This window comes from Corynebacterium tuberculostearicum, from assembly GCF_022347385.1.
Classification (GTDB): Bacteria; Actinomycetota; Actinomycetes; order Mycobacteriales; family Mycobacteriaceae; genus Corynebacterium; species Corynebacterium tuberculostearicum_M.
Genome location: NZ_JAKRDT010000003.1, coordinates 107,423 through 120,347, shown reverse-complemented (window position 1 = coordinate 120,347; position 12,925 = coordinate 107,423). Strand labels below are relative to the sequence as shown.

Sequence of the window (12,925 nt, the reverse complement as noted above, 5' to 3'; positions counted from 1 at the left end):
AGCCGGATTCTTCTATGTGCCGAAGCTACTGAGTAATGAACTCGTTGGTGATCGGCTGAGTGATGTCCAAGGTGCCGTGCTCGATGTAGTACATACCGAAGAACATGGCAGCAACCATTACCAGTGCCAGCAGCATGTTCGGGATCCACTGCACAAAGACGGAAACCCAGCCCTTGCTCTTATCGCGGGCTGCTGCTTCGCGCTGTTCCTGAGCCTCACGCTCGTTCATAATGATAAAACCTTTCGATCCACCGAGGATTAACTACGGATATCTTAACAGTTAAGTGCCCGCAAGGCCGCATTCCTCGCACTTTTGATTGACACCGAAATTCGGCAATTAAATACCTGGGTCCTCATCATTGAGCAGCGCCTCTACGAAGGACTCGCGGTCTCCAAGCATGCGCTCAATGTCCTCTTCCGCGCCGACGATCCACAGCTCGGTGTCTTGGTCATAGGTGAGAGCGGAATCTGGGTAGGCCTCTAGTGCCTCCTCCATGGCGGCAACCTGATCCTCGCTGGCGGCGTCGTCCAAGTGCACCTCTGGATCGCCGATGCGCGGGCTAAGCTCCTCCAACGCGGTGATCCCGTAGGTCTTATACTGCTTCTTCGGGTGCTCGAAGAGCTCTTGTCCCATCATGGAGCTTAATCCTTTCCGTGTAGTAGCGAATCTGGCACGTACCCCTCATATCCCGGGATGTTATTGACCTGAAGAACTCCGGTGAAAAAGCGCCGCAGCGCCGGTACGTCCTCGGGTTGCAGGTGGTCAAAGACCATACGGCGCACAGATTCCACGTGCTCCGGAGCGGCACGCCGCAGGTGTTCTAGGCCCACGTGGGTCACACACACGTTGATGCCGCGTGCATCATCCTCGTCTGGTTCTTTGGTGAGCAGGCCGCGCTTTTCCATGCGAGTTACCTGATGGGAGGCGCGGGAGCGGTCCCACTCCAGCTGCGTGCACAGTTCGTGCAGGCGCAGGCGTTGTTCCGGTGCCTCGGACAGGGCGACGAGGACGGCGAACTCGGAGGCAGATACTTCGCCGCCGGCCTTGAGCGTTTCCTCCATTCCCCTATCGATCTTGCGCACGGCGCCAAGGAGCAGGCGCCATAGCTCCTGCTCATCGTCGTCTAACCAGCGAGTTTGATAAGGCATGGCACTAGATTACCCCTTTGAGCGCGGCAATGTCGCGCTCACTGCGTCCCGGTACGCGGGAGTAGCGCTCCGGCATGCAGGTAAAGACCAATACCTGGTTGTCCCTTCCGACATGGGAAAAGAGCGTGGCCATAAGTTGCAGGCGGTGTGCATCGGTAGAGCCCAACGCGTCATCCACAATAACGGGAACCGACTCCGGCCCCACCAATTGCGCGATGGCAAAGCGGGTGAGGATGGCCAGCTGCTCGCGGGCACCACCGGAGAGGCTGGCCAGGCTCACCGTTTCATTGTCCTGGGTGCGGGTGGTCACGCGGAGGTCGTCATCGAGCTCGAAAGTGATGCCGCCGCCGTACACGGTGCGGGCCAGCCGCGACAGTGCAGCCACGAAGGGCGCGGCGTAGCGCTGGCGGGCGGCATCGCGATGCTTGAGCAACAGTTCGCGCAGATAGCGGGCGGCTTGCGCACGCTTGTCCACGCTCTCATATACCGCCCGGGCCATCTCCAGCGCCGCGGTGGCCTGTTGGGCGCGCTCGGCGGCACCGGAGTGGAAGTTCACCTCGCTGGAAAGCCGGCCGAGGTCTACCTCGCAGCGTTGGATGCGGTCGGTGAGGTAATCCAGGTGGGACTGCGCGCCTTCTACCAAGGACTGCGCGGTAGCAAGGTCAACGGTTTCCATTTCTTCGAGCTGCCCGCGCAGGTCCACCACTACGGATTCCAGGCGAACGACCTCAGCACGCAGGTCCTCGTCGGCGGCGCGTTCACGCGCGAAGGAAAGGTCTCGGGTCACGCGCTGCGCGTTTTCGCGGGCCGCGGCAAGTTCGGCATCGAGGCGCACAGCCTCGTGGGCCAGCCTGCTTTCGCGGTACGGCACGAGTTCGCGGTCGAGCGCATCGACCTTTTCGCTGGCGGCTTCCTCCGCGGCTTCGGCGGCGGCGAGGTCTAGCTCCTCCCCGTCCGCAAGGTCCGCGACTTTCTCAGCCAGTGCGGCATGCTGGGCGCGCAGCTCGCCCAAATCATCCGGCCCCAGTTCCGCGGCAAGGGCACGGGTGGCGGCATCGAGGGCGTCGTTCTGTGCACGGTGCGTCTCATGGGCTTCCTCGGCCGCGGCCACTGAACCTACGCCCAGGGTATCGAGCAGCTCGTGCAGCCGGGTGCGGGCCTGTTCCACATCGCGTTGGGTGTCCTCCGCAGAGTAGGAACCGGCCGAGAAGCGGGCGGTGATATCGCCGATGGTGATAACGCGGGAATCGACAAGCTCGACGGCGGTGTCCTCATCCAACTCGATGTCCTCGCCATCGACGCGGATGGTGGAGCCAGCAGGTCCGGAAAAATGGACCTTGGCGGCAGCGGCCTCGTGCAGGCGCTCGGCCACCGACAGCGCTGAGTCTGCCTTATGCAGGCTGGTGATATCGGCCGCGGTGACCTCGCGGCCGCGTTGGGCGATGGTCGCACGGGCTTGGTCTACTTTGGCGGCTAGGCCGTCAAGCGATTCCAGACGGGCGCTGAGCTGCTCAAACTTCTGCTTATCCTGCAGGCGGCGTGCCTGCTTTAAAGTGCTGCGGGCGGCGGCATAGTCCTCTTTGGCCTCCGCTAGTTGCTTCTCCAGCAATTCTTTGACCGCGGCTTCTCCTTTCGCCTTGTCTTGGGCGGCGGTGAGCTTATGCTGGGCGGCCTCGGTGGCCGTGGCGGCTTCCTCGGCCGCGGTGACGAGCTCGGCGCGCTCGGTGACGGCGGCTTTCGCACGGGCAAGATCCTCTGAAGCACGGGCCAGGGTGGCCTTATGGGAGTCCAGGGTGGCCTGCGCGGTAGCGGCTTCCTCGGCCTGCGCCTGTTTGTCGGTGAGGTCGGCGCGGGCGGCGGGGAGCTCGGCTTCGGCGGCGGCTTGGTCGCGCTCGAGTTGCTCGTAGCGCTCGACCACGGAATCGAGCTCGCGCAGGACGCGGGTGGCTTCTGTGTATTCCTCTTCGGCGCGGGCTAGGGCTGCGGCGGATTCCTTGTACTCGCCGGCCGGGTTACCCTTCGCCGCGGTGAAGTAGCGCTGATACTCCTTGTCCACGCGAGCGAGCAGCGCGGAATCGTCGCCGGAAACCTCGTCCTCGGCCAGGCCGGATTCGCGCTCGAGTGCGCGGGTCAGGCTAGGAATGCCGACGGCAGAGATGGCCTCGCCGGTGTCGTCTTGGCGCATAAAGAGGGCGTCGACAAGCGAGCGATCCAAGTGCTCTGAAAGGATGCGCTCCAGTTCATCGTCGGCCTGGCTGCCGGTAAACTGCGCCGGCCGTGGGGAAGAAATATTCAGCTCGCAGGACTTCTTGGATAGCCAACGCTTGGCAATGCGGAAGCGGTACTCCCCTACGCTTAGCTCGGCCGTAACTTCCGGGGCAACGTCCTTGCCCACCGGTTGTAGGGAGCGAATGCGCTTGGAGCGGCCGCTGTGCTTTTCGGTGAGCACCACATCGAGCGCCTCCACGATGGTGGACTTGCCTGCCTCGTTCTCGCCGTGGATGACCACGACGCCGGTCTCGGGAAGCTCATCAAGGACTAGGTGCTCAATGCCGCGGACGTTGGTGAGTTCTAGGCGGTGGATGCGCATTAGGACTGTCCCTCCAGGCGGAATAGCAGGTTGGCGGCGTCGCGGGCGACGGGATCCTCGCGGTTATCCAATAGTTCATGCAGGGCTTCGGCCGCGTAGCCGGAGATATCGAGGCTAGCCAATTCCTCCTCGCTGGGTTCCAGGTAAAGGTCCATGGTGCGCTCGCGGGGGCGCAAGGACGCAAATACGGCTTCGTACTCATCCAAGCCGCGCTGTAGGCGGGCATGGGCCGCGACGCCGAGCGTGCCGCGCAGGCTATATTTCACGGCCGTGCGCACCTTATCGGGGTACTCGCCTAGGCGCGCGAGGAAGCGTTCCACGTCTTCGGCGGAATCCACGGCGGCATCGAGGGCTTCAAAGGTCCAGCGGCCGATGCGGCGCTTGTCGACGTCCACCTCATCCCCCACGCGCACCACCAACGCATTGCCGGAATCGGATTCGCCGCCACCGGTGCTTGTTTCCTTATAGTCCGTGGTCTCTGGGCTGCCGGAGAACCACACCCGGCCGGTGGTGCCGAGGCTCGCGGTGGAGTGTGTATCGCCCAGCGCCAGGTAGTCGATCACCCCGCGGTCCAGGCAGTCCTCGACGAAGGCAAGGTCGATGGTATCGGCGTCATCCTCGCCGGAGCGGGAATCCACCTGGCCGTGGCCGACGGCGATGCGAATGCCCTCAGCCGGTTCCAACGGCTCGAGTGCTTGGCGGACCAAGTCGTGGTTTGCTCGCTTGGACAGGTACGGCGCGCCGACCAACTCCACGCCGGGTGCGACCTCGATGGGCTCTGAGTCTGCGATGACGTGGACATTCTCCGCGCTGGTTTTATAAAAGACCGAATCCGCCACCAGCGGGTCGTGGTTTCCCGGCAGGACATAGACCGGCACCGGCAGGCGCTTAAACATCTCCGTGGCGCGGGCAAGGATGTCGCGCGAGAGGGCATTGTGCTCAAAGACGTCGCCGGCCACGACAATGAACTCCGCGCCGGTCTCCTCGGCCAGCTCGCCGAGCCGCACGATGGCGGCCTCGCGATCATCGTTAAACCGGCCTTGGGCCTCGCCCTTCAAGAACCACCGGGTCATGCCCAGCTGAAAATCGGAGGTATGGATAAACGTGGTAGCAGTCATTAGTGCGAGAGGTGGTAGTAGAGGTCTTCAATATCGGATACCGCACGCAAGAGATCCAGGTTGGTATGCGAGACCGACCGCATGGCCTTGCGCAGCAGGTCCGGATCGGAGTCATCAATGGCCGGAGCGACCTTGGGCTGCGGCAGCTTCGGCAGCTCGCGGCCGTTCCAGAAGATGTCATTCTTTTCTTCCTCGGACAGGTCGCTCGGGGTGAAGCTTTCGCGGCTCACCGCTTTGGCCTGTTCTAAGACCATGCGCTCCAAGCGGGCAAAGTCCAGTCCGCGCATATTAAAGATGACGGCCGGGTCCGCATCGGCGCGGGTGGCGAGCTTATCGCCCACCGCCACGATGTGCTTGCATACGTACTCGCCATCGGGGCAGTCACAGGTCAGGCGCAGGTCTTCGGCCTCGGGGGCGAAGAGGGTGTCCAAGGCGGCGTCGGAAAGCATGCCCTTGCGCGCGTTGGCCACGGAATTGGGGGTGCGGGCGAATTCGGTGGCCAGCTGGGCAATATCGTCGTTATTGCGGTACGGCAGCTGGATGAGCACCGCAAAGGGCTCGTTCTGGGAGCCGGCCACGCGCCCGTGGATGGCGCCATTGCGCACCTCGAGGCCCACGACGTGTCCGCCTTCGGCATACTGGCGGCCCCGGGTAATCCTGCCTCGGTCTGCACCATGCGAGGTAAAAGCCGCGATGCGGGAGGCCGTAGTGGACAGGATGCGCCCGCTGCGGTCCACGTGATTGACCTCGGCCGGGGTGCTTACTCGTTTGCGGGTGCCAAAATTGGCATAGATGACGTTGTCGTCGCCTTTAACAGCCATGGATTACTCCCTCCCCCGGTAGCTCATGAGTGCGGCCAGCTGATCTGGGTCTAGCTCCGTGAGCCAGCCCTCGCCTTCGCCCACCACGGCGCCGGCCAGCTGCGTCTTACCGTCCAAGATATCCTGGATGGATTCCTCCAGAGTGCCTGCGGTGATCATCTTATACACCTGCACATTGCGGCGCTGGCCAATGCGGAAGGCACGGTCCGTTGCCTGGTTTTCCACCGCCGGGTTCCACCAGCGGTCCATGTGTACGACGATAGAGGCTGCCGTGAGGTTCAGGCCGGTGCCGCCCGCCTTGAGCGATAGGATCATCGCCGGCGGGCCGTCCTCGGACTGGAAGTCCTCCACCATCTGGTCGCGCTTATTCTTGCTTACCCCGCCGTGGAGGAAGGGGATCTCCCGGCCGAGCTGGTCGCTTAAGTAGGGCTGCAGGATATCGCCAAAGGCCTTGTACTGGGTAAACACCAGGAGACGCTCGCCGGATTCGGTGGCCTCGTCCACGATGCGCATAAGCTCTTTGACCTTGCCAGAGCGGTGCTTGCCCTTGAGCGTCACCGGCGAGTTATCGCCCAGGTAGTGCGCCGGGTGATTACAAATCTGCTTAATGCGGGTCAGCGAGGCCAGCACCAAACCGCGCTTATTAATGCCCGTCGCCTCCTGCAGATCCTTCTTCACCTGGTTGACCAGTGCCTTATACAGGGCGGCCTGCTCGGTGGTCATGGATACGGTGAGGATCTGCTCGGACTTTTCCGGCAGGTCATCGATGATATTCGGGTCCGTTTTGACGCGGCGGAGGATAAACGGCGCGGTGAGCTGGCGCAGGCGCTCGGACATTTCCTCGTCATTATTGCGCTCGATGGCCTTGGCAAAGTGATTGCGGAAGAACGAGGCGGTGCCCAGCACGCCGGGATTGCAAAAATCCAGGATGGAGCGCATCTCGGAGAGTCGATTTTCCACCGGGGTGCCGGTCAGCGCCACGCGGTGCTCTGAGGGCAGCGAGCGCACGGCCTTGGACGAGCGGGTCGCGGAGTTCTTGATGGCTTGGGCCTCATCGAGGACAACGCGCTGCCAGCCGACTTCGCCCATGTCCTTAAAATCGCGGCCCACGGTGCCGTAGGTGGTAATCACGAGGTCGGATGTGGCAGCAGCCTGGGCGAAGTCCTCACCGCGCGGGCGGCTGGGACCGTGCTGCACCATGACTTTGAAGTCTGGGACGAAGCGCTGGGCCTCGCGGGCCCAGTTGCCCACCACGGACGTTGGTGCCACCACAAGCGTGGGACCGGTCTGCTCACCGCGGTCCTTCTCTACCGCGAGGAGGGACAGTAGTTGAAGGGTTTTGCCGAGACCCATGTCGTCGGCAAGCACTGCCCCAATGCCACTGCGCGACATCCAATACAGCCAGTCGACGCCGCGGCGCTGGTACTCGCGCAGCTCCGCGTGTACGGATGCGGGAATCTCCACGCGCTCTGGGGCGACCTTATCCACCCCGCCGAGCAGCGCCGTGTGCCAGGTGCTGCCGGTGAACTCGATGGGCTCTTGGGTCATGGACTCTAGCGCCAGCTCGCGCAGCTCAGCCACGGTGACCTGCTCGTGCTCCTCGCCGCCCTCGTTGAATTCTTGGCGGCGGCGCTCCACGTCCTCCATCAGGGCTTGCCACCCTGGCTGGTCGAGCTGCTTGGCCATCTCTGCGGAGGCGGCTAGCTGCTCGAGCTCCTTCTTCTTGCGCGCTGTGGCCTTCTCCCGCAGCGCGTCCATGTAGCCGGAGACTTGGGAAACGACCTGCTTATCGGCCATGACCCACTTGCCGCGCAGCTGGATGAGGCCGGACTTGGAATTGACCAGGTCCTCCATCTCTTCCTCGGTCAGCTCCACATCGCCTACGGACATGCGCCAGTTATAGTCCACTAGCTTATTCATGCCGATGTGCTTCTTCGTGGCGGCCTCGGCCGGATCGCGAGCCTCGTGGGTTTCCAGCTTGGCCTTAGTCTCCATCTGCGCCCACGCCTTGGGCAGCATGACGGTCACGCCACTGGCCTTGAGCTTATCCACCTCATGGGTAATAAAGTGGGTGAGCTGGTGGGTTTCTAGGTAGACGTCCCAGTCGCCGTCGCCAGGCTGTGGCAGCTGCGCGGTCTCCCCCAGCGTGGGTGCGATGCGCACGGCTTTGCGGTGAGCTTCGCGCAGCTTTTCCACACTCGCCCTATCCAAACTCTGCGCCGACACCGGCCGTGGAGAATCCGTGCCCGAGCGCACCCGCACGCGCACTGGCCACTTGGCTGTATCCGGGTCAACGTCAAGCGGCTCCTCCACGATGTAGACCAGCTGGAGTTCTACCTCGTAGATGGAATTCTTCCACTCATTGAGCCCGCGCAGCAGCTGCGAGCGCCCTCGCCGGATCGGCCGCGTATCGAGCAGGGCGCGGGCAAACTCGTGCCACGGCATCGGGCGCGGCGCCTCCGCCACGGGCCGCAGCTCGCGAAAGGCAATCCAGTGGGTGAGCTCATCGGCCATGTCATCTGAGAGTGCCCGGTTATTCACGTGCAAGATGCCCGGCGCGGCCGCCATCATCTCCGCGAGCCAGCCGCGCTCACCCAAGCCGGAGGCCAGCTGCCACATGGGGAACCACTCATTGGCCTGGTAAGCCAGCCGGAAGGTCACGCGGCCGGCGCGCACGAACTTGCACAGGCCGCTGTAGGCATGGATGAGCCACTGGAGGTCGGGCGCAATGGTGGCCGGCGGCTTGTGGTTCAGGTGCTCCATTTGGGCAAGCGCCGCCACGGCCTCTTCGGGTCCGAACATCGCCATGGGCACCATCAGGGAGACATCCTTGCCCTTTGGCGTTCGCAGCGATACCCGCGCTCGGTTGCGGAAGGATTTCTTCGCCAAGATGGACTCCACCGCTGGCGGGAAGGTGCCCTCAGGAACGGCATTGGGCATGACGATCTTGTGTCCTTCTACCTGTTCAATCCATAGACCTAGTCCCGTAACGGGGAGCCACAGTCCATGCACGAGGTAAGAAGCCATAGCCGCCAGCATAGCAGCCCCTTTTGGTTTTGTTACAGGCTCGTTATGTTCCACCCTTTTCCCAGTTGAACGACAGAAAATCGAAACGGAGATCTGCGCCACACCTGTATTTTCGCTTGGGTTAACCTTGTGACCCCGTTAACGTGAGAATGTCATCACACACCTACAAGGAGTACAACGTGCAAGATTCAACTTGGTACGTCATTGCGATGATCGTGTATCTCCTCGCAATGGCAGCCATTGGCTATTGGAGCTACAAGCAAACCGATCAATATGACGATTATGTTTTGGGCGGCCGTGGCCTGCACCCATTCGTAGCGGCCCTCTCCGCAGGCGCTTCCGACATGTCCGGCTGGCTGCTCATGGGCCTGCCTGGCGCGCTCTTCCTCTCCGGCATGTCCGAGCTATGGATGGCCATCGGCCTGCTCGTCGGCTGCTGGGCAAACTGGAAGTGGGTCGCACCGCGCCTACGCTCCTACTCGGAGATCGCGGCCAACTCCATTACCGTGCCGTCCTTCTTTGAAAACCGCCTGCACGATAAGTCCCGCCTGCTGCGCATCATCTCCGCAGCCATCATCATCTTCTTCTTTACCTTCTACGTCTCCTCCGGCATGGTCTCCGGCGGCCGCTACTTCGAGTCCACCTTCGGTGGCGACTACCTCACCGGCATGCTCGTCATCGCCGCGGTGACCATCTTCTACACCTTCGTCGGCGGCTTCTTGGCGGTGTCCTACACGGACGTCGTCCAGGGCGTGCTTATGTTCGTCGCCCTGATGATCGTGCCAATTATGGCAATCGTCTCTCTCAGCGATCCTGCCTCCATCTTCTCTTTCGCCAGCAATAATGCCTACGGCACCGATGGCATAGTGGAAAATGACAACTACTTCTCCATGTTCGCCGGCGTTTCCGCTGGCGTCATCATCGGCAACCTGGCCTGGGGCCTGGGCTACTTTGGCCAGCCACACATCGTGGTCCGCTTCATGGCGCTGCGTAAGCCTTCCGACGCCCGCCAGGGCCGCTTCTACGGCGTTACCTGGATGGGCCTGTCCGTCATCGGCGCCATCTTCGTCGCTCTCTCTGGCACCGTTTACTTCACCCAGACCGGCCACAGCATCACCGACCAGGACAACTTCGAAACCATCTTCCTGGATATGGCTCAGGCCATGATGCACCCACTGCCCGCCGGCTTCGTCCTGACCGCGGTTCTGGCCGCCATCATGTCCACCATGTCGTCCCAGATGCTCGTCGTCTCTACTTCCCTCATCGAGGACCTCTTCCTCATCTTTGCTAAGAAGAAGCCCAGCGAGCAGGTCCTCATCAACCTCTCCCGCACCGCCATCGTGGCCATCGCGGTCATCGCCGCTCTGCTGGCTATCAACCCGTCCGATTCCATCCTCGGCCTGGTTGGCTTCGCCTGGGCTGGCTTCGGTTCCGCCTTCGGCCCCATCGTTCTGCTGTCCCTGTACTGGAAGCGCTTCAACTCCACCGGCGCAATTGCTGGCATGGTAACCGGCGCCGTCGTGGCCATTGGCTGGGGCATGTCCCCGCTTTCCGACGTCCTCTATGAGATGGTCCCAGGCTTCTTCCTGGCCCTCCTCGTGGCCGTCGTAGTCACCAAGCTCACCAAGGAACCACGGCCGGAGGTTGTTGCCGAGTTTGAAGAGGCCACCAAGCTGGCCAAGCTCGTAGAAAAGGACTCCAACCTCAACTTCGAAGAAGCCGCAGAAAAGGTCACCGATAAGTAATCGGAACCAACGCGGACTCCTCGCAGTCCAATAGGACATGAAGTCCTATTACCTGGCCGCGCTATCATGCATCACCATCCTCATCGGCGCATGGTATGCGTGGCCTTTTCCGCGTTTTGACGTCACCACGCTCCCCTCCCGCCCCGAAGCCGCCGGCTACAACCGTGAAGACTTCGGCATCTGGCAGCCCCACGGCGCCTGCACCACCCGCGAGGTCATTCTAGAAAGCCAATCCAGCGAACCCCTCCACGCCTGCCACGCCCGCAGCGGGACTCTTTATGACCCCTATAGTGGCACCACCATTCCCGCTACCTCTCCCATTGAGATCGACCACATCTTTCCCCTCTCCGCGGCCTATGACCTTGGCGCGTCTGAGTGGGACCGCGAAACCAAGGTCCGCTTTGGCAACGATCCACTCAATCTCGTAGCAACCAGCCGTGAGCTCAACCAAGAAAAGTCAGACGCCCTCCCCGCGGAATGGCTACCTCCCGCTAACCGCTGCGACTATTCCCGCCGCCTCGCCGACATCGCCCGAAAGTACTCCCTTCCCCTGCCTTCCAAGGACGTGCGGGCGATGCAAAGGCAATGTCGGTTGGCCGTACTCACCGGAAATTGATTAGGGTTGACGTGGCAACTTTCCGCGATTGAAGGGTTCTTTCAATGACTTCTTTCCTTGTATTCCTCCACGTGGCCGCAGCCATTCTATTGATCGGCCCAGTATGCGTATCCACCTCTAGCTTCCAGACCCAAATGGCCAAGGCAGCACAGGGTGACCACGCGGCGCTCGGCTCCGCTCGCGTCCTGCACAACATCACCAATACCTACGGCTACATCTCTGCCATCGTGCCTATCCTCGGCCTCGGCGTATTCCTTTCCGATATCAGCGCTTACAAGTCCGAAGTGAACTTCCACATCGCCATCTTGGTTGCCATCGTCGCATGGTGCCTGCTCTTCTTCGTCATTCTGCCAAAGCAGAAGAAGGCAATGGCCGCCCTCGAGTCCACTGAATCCTTCGACTACGCGGCAGCAAAGAAGCCGCTGTCCGCATTCGGCGGCGTATTCAACCTCCTGTGGATCATCTGCCTCATCCTGATGTACGTCAACTTCTAAGTGGCCTTCTAGAAAGCCATTTACTCCTCTGGGACAGTGTCTTCACTGTCCCTTTTCTCGTCTTCCAGCTCTTCCTTCAACTTTTGCGCATCCTCGTGCGCATTTTCTCGACGCCGCCGCGTCGCCTGTGCCACAGTCTGCGCCCACCTCCGATTCTTCGGCGCGAGCGGCCCGCTGGCTTCGTCATAGACCCAAGTCGAATCTTCAAAGAGCCAGACGACGTCCCCGCTAATTGGATCCTTGATATAAAACGCCCGTCCATCAGTCTTGATGTTGTGGTGATGTTGACACAGGCAGCTCAAGTTCGCCGCCGACGTAGGTCCTCCGTCAGCGAAATCATGCCGGTGGTCCATCTGGGAAGCCATCGCCGGTCGCGTACATCCGGGCCACCGGCAGGTTCCATCGAGCCCTTCCACAAAGGCACGGATATGCGGCGGCGTGACGTAGTTTCCGCTTTCATCTTCTGCCGCCTTCTCCATGTCGCGCACGGTCGTGGCCCGCGATTGCATTTCATCGGCCACCTCAGGCGAAACCCAACCCAAGCTTTGGACGAAGGCGGGAGCATCCGGCAGATCGCAGCGGTACATATTGAGCACCACCTTCGCCTTGGCCTCAGCCTCACCGGTAAGCAACTCGACCGCAGCCTGAGCCAAGGAGATGTCCTTCTCCGTGGCTACACCGCGAATATTTCGGTCGATGATTTCGGCAGTCTCTAAGCCCACGTCTAGGCACACTGCGGCCCACTCCCCACCTGTAGGCTCGAGGTGATAAGACTCCTTGCGCCGCGGATCGCGTGCAGCGATGGTGGGATCAAGGCGGACAATGAGCTCCCGAAGCTTTCGCCGCAGGTTGCGATGGGACGGTAATTTTTGGTTGGGGCGTTTGGGGGTGAGGTAGGTGGTTAATTCGGCGTCGATAAGCACGCATTGTTCGGTCTCAATCTCGCCCAACTTGGACAGCGTCTGGTCGATGGTAGTTAAGCGGTCTAAATCTAAGTGATAGTGCTCTTCCTGCCGGGCTTTAAGGCGCGGCAGCTCCTGCAATCGCTCAAAGGCGAAAATGATATTTCTAATTCGGGACTGGCGCGTTCCGGTGAGATCCGACAGTGATTGGCTAATTATTTCGATATCGTCATCCGGGTCTGGATGTAGGCGCTTCCAGAGGAGGTATTCGGCCTTGCGAATGTCTGTTGCTGCTTGTGAGGTGGAATTTGCTGGATTGGTATTGGCAAAGTAGGGCGCATTCATGGACTTCCCCCGCAGAAGTATCTCTAGAACATGTTTGCGCTTTTAGTATACAAAACCCCTCCGACACACTACCCCCGTTTATAGTAAAACCGCAGGTCAAAAGGCACGAAAAAATGGG

Annotated in this window: 11 protein-coding genes; 3 read left to right on the top strand and 8 right to left on the bottom strand. The window is 61.3% G+C overall.

All coding sequences use genetic code 11. The features are described 5' to 3' along the window. Nucleotides 1-25: 25 nt before the first annotated feature. The 7 genes from MHK00_RS02795 to MHK00_RS02765 form a co-directional block, all read right to left on the bottom strand. Complete coding sequence (locus tag MHK00_RS02795; protein ID WP_005323426.1) at nucleotides 26-229, bottom strand: hypothetical protein; 204 nt, start codon at nucleotides 227-229, stop codon at nucleotides 26-28. A gap of 108 nt (nucleotides 230-337) precedes the next feature. Continuing rightward, entirely contained in the window at nucleotides 338-637 is a 300-nt protein-coding gene (locus MHK00_RS02790; protein ID WP_005323427.1) for a hypothetical protein, read from the bottom strand. A 5-nt stretch (nucleotides 638-642) separates the two neighbouring features. Beyond that, nucleotides 643-1,149 (bottom strand): MarR family winged helix-turn-helix transcriptional regulator, encoded by a 507-nt coding sequence (locus tag MHK00_RS02785; protein ID WP_250410312.1) that lies wholly within the window; start codon nucleotides 1,147-1,149, stop codon nucleotides 643-645. A 4-nt stretch (nucleotides 1,150-1,153) separates the two neighbouring features. Continuing rightward, nucleotides 1,154-3,739, bottom strand: a complete 2,586-nt coding sequence (locus tag MHK00_RS02780) for an AAA family ATPase (protein WP_250410310.1) — start codon at nucleotides 3,737-3,739, stop codon at nucleotides 1,154-1,156. After that, entirely contained in the window at nucleotides 3,739-4,857 is a 1,119-nt protein-coding gene (locus MHK00_RS02775) for a metallophosphoesterase family protein (RefSeq protein WP_250410308.1), read from the bottom strand. Before MHK00_RS02775 ends, MHK00_RS02780 begins: the two co-directional genes overlap by 1 nt. After that, nucleotides 4,857-5,678: an SWIM zinc finger family protein gene (locus MHK00_RS02770; protein WP_150851680.1), complete on the bottom strand. Its 822-nt coding sequence runs from the start codon at nucleotides 5,676-5,678 to the stop codon at nucleotides 4,857-4,859. Before MHK00_RS02770 ends, MHK00_RS02775 begins: the two co-directional genes overlap by 1 nt. A gap of 3 nt (nucleotides 5,679-5,681) precedes the next feature. Further along, nucleotides 5,682-8,705 (bottom strand): DEAD/DEAH box helicase, encoded by a 3,024-nt coding sequence (locus tag MHK00_RS02765; RefSeq protein WP_494546134.1) that lies wholly within the window; start codon nucleotides 8,703-8,705, stop codon nucleotides 5,682-5,684. Between the two features lie 179 nt (nucleotides 8,706-8,884). On the opposite strand from MHK00_RS02765, the gene putP reads away from it, so the two are divergent. From putP to MHK00_RS02750, 3 genes are read left to right on the top strand one after another with little or no spacing between them, the layout of a single operon-like run. Then, a complete protein-coding gene (gene putP, locus MHK00_RS02760) occupies nucleotides 8,885-10,450 on the top strand; it encodes a sodium/proline symporter PutP (RefSeq protein ID WP_250410304.1) in 1,566 nt (521 codons plus the stop codon). Nucleotides 10,451-10,487: 37 nt separating this feature from the next. Further along, complete coding sequence (locus tag MHK00_RS02755; protein WP_250410302.1) at nucleotides 10,488-11,066, top strand: HNH endonuclease family protein; 579 nt, start codon at nucleotides 10,488-10,490, stop codon at nucleotides 11,064-11,066. Between the two features lie 44 nt (nucleotides 11,067-11,110). Next, nucleotides 11,111-11,560 (top strand): DUF2269 domain-containing protein, encoded by a 450-nt coding sequence (locus tag MHK00_RS02750; RefSeq protein ID WP_179386348.1) that lies wholly within the window; start codon nucleotides 11,111-11,113, stop codon nucleotides 11,558-11,560. A 20-nt stretch (nucleotides 11,561-11,580) separates the two neighbouring features. Here MHK00_RS02750 and MHK00_RS02745 read toward each other — a convergent pair whose 3' ends face one another. After that, nucleotides 11,581-12,807, bottom strand: a complete 1,227-nt coding sequence (locus tag MHK00_RS02745) for an HNH endonuclease signature motif containing protein (RefSeq protein ID WP_250410300.1) — start codon at nucleotides 12,805-12,807, stop codon at nucleotides 11,581-11,583. Between the last annotated feature and the right edge of the window lie 118 nt (nucleotides 12,808-12,925).